The following is a 1928-nucleotide window of genomic DNA, read 5'->3' on the forward strand; positions in this document are numbered from 1 at the left end:
CCGCCTCCGAGGCCGACCGCCGCTGCCCGCCCGACCGCATCGCCCGGATCACCCCGTACCAGCCGTACACCGTCCGCCCCGCCCTGCCGCTCGCCCTCCTCGCGGGCGCCGCGTCCGGGTTCTGGCCGCTGGGCGCGCCGGTCGTGCTGGCCGCGATCTGGGCGGGCCTGCGCAACCTCAGGGCGGGGCTCCTCGCGAGTGCCGTCTTCGTCCCCGGCGTCGTGGCCGGCGCCTTCGCGGGCAGCGCGCTCGACCTGCCCGCCTGGACCCCCGTACCCGCCCTGACCTGCGGACTCCTCGCCGCCCTGCTGCTGGTCCGGCTCGGCCGGCGGGCCGCCGCCGACGCCTGGTGGCGGACCTCCGGCGCCGACGACACCGGCCGTATCCTCACCGACCTCGACGCGCTCCTCGCCCAGGGCGCCGCCCGCCGCTGGTGGGCCGCCGGGCACCGCCGCGACCTCGCCGACCTGGCCCGCGCCGCCGCCGGGGTCCTGCGCGCCGCCGCCGACACCGCCCAGGAGTACGCGGGCGTCCCCCGGCCCAGGCAAGGGGCGTACGACAGCCTGGGTGAGGGCCTCAGGCTCGTCCCGCCGGAGTTGCTGGACCCGCCGACGGCCACCGGGGACGACGTACCCCGCTGGCTGGGCCGCGAGGCCGGCGAGGGCGGGCCGGCGCTGGTCGCGACGCTGCGCGACGACCTCGACGCGGCCGTACGCACCACCCTCAGCTGGAGCGCGAGCCGTACGCGCGGCGATGTACGCGCCCTGTTCGACGCGGCCCGCCGGCATCTCGACCGGCACGGCGTCGTCGCCCCCTCCCCGCACCGGCCCGAGCGTGAACGCCCCGACACCGAGGCCCTGTTGGGGGTCGCCGCCCGCGACCCGGAGGATGACACGGCGGACCTCGTCGAGCTGGTCACGCCGCAGCAGTCCGCGCTGCTCAGCAAGGACCCCGGGCAGGCCCGCCGCATCCGGTTCGCCCCGCACACCGCGCGCCGCCCCGCCTGGGCCGCCGACCAGCCCGTCCTCTTCCCCGGCCGCTACAGCGGCACCCTGCGCCTCACCCCCCTGCGCCACGGCGTCATCCACACCGTCCGCCGCACCGCTGCCGCCGCCGACCCCGAGGACACCTGGTGAACGACATCCCCAAGGGCCGCCTGTCCTTCCTCACCCCGCAGGGCGTCCGCCGCACCGAACCCGTGAGCATCGGCGACCGGCGCCGCCGCACCGTCCCGCCACCGCTCTCCGCCCGCGACCTCACCCTCGCCGACCGCCGCCTCGTCCGGCTCACCGCCGCCGACCCCGAGACCGGACCCGCCCGCCTCGAAGCCGAGGCCCGCGCCGCGCTCACCGTGCACCGCGCCTTCGCCACCACCCCCTACGGCAGCCTGTTCCCGGCGCTCGTCGGCCACGACATGGACGCCGACGAGCCGTTCCTCCTCTACGAGGCCCCGCGCGGCGACCCCGCCGCCCGCCTCTCCTACGGCATCTCCACCACCGAACAGCGCACCGTGGAACGCGACTTGGTGCTCGCCGTCCGGCTCCTGGAGAGCGTCGGGCTCGTCCACACGGGGCTCGTCCCGGCGGCCGTGCGCTGGGACGGCAAACACGTCCAGCTCTGGGACCTCGCCTCCGCCGCCCCGCTCGGCGCCCTGCGCCGGCCCACCGGGACCCCGCCGTACGCATCTCCCGAACAGCGCCGGGGAGTTGGCCGCTGCGACGCCCGCGACGCGCTGTGGAGCGCCGCGCAGATCGTCTACCAGCTCGCCGCCGGGCACCCCGGCGACCCCGACGGGCCGCCCGCCGACCTCGCCTCCTACCGCTCCCTCGAACTCGGCGACGCCTTCGCCCCCGTGGCCGACGCCCGCCCCGAACCCGCCCTGGTCCTCGCCCGGTTGATGCCGGGACCCGACCCGGCCGCGCTCGCCG

The 1928-nt window shown here is 78.2% G+C and carries 2 pseudogenes; both read left to right on the plus strand.

What is annotated here, in order from left to right:
• A pseudogene (locus tag AOK24_RS43720) lies at nt 1–1136 on the plus strand (hypothetical protein); the annotation flags it as partial.
• Nucleotides 1133–1928, plus strand: a pseudogene (locus AOK24_RS43725) (hypothetical protein); the annotation flags it as partial. The pseudogenes AOK24_RS43720 and AOK24_RS43725, both read left to right, overlap by 4 nt.

This window comes from Streptomyces niveiscabiei, assembly GCF_001419795.1.
GTDB lineage: Bacteria > Actinomycetota > Actinomycetes > Streptomycetales > Streptomycetaceae > Streptomyces > Streptomyces niveiscabiei.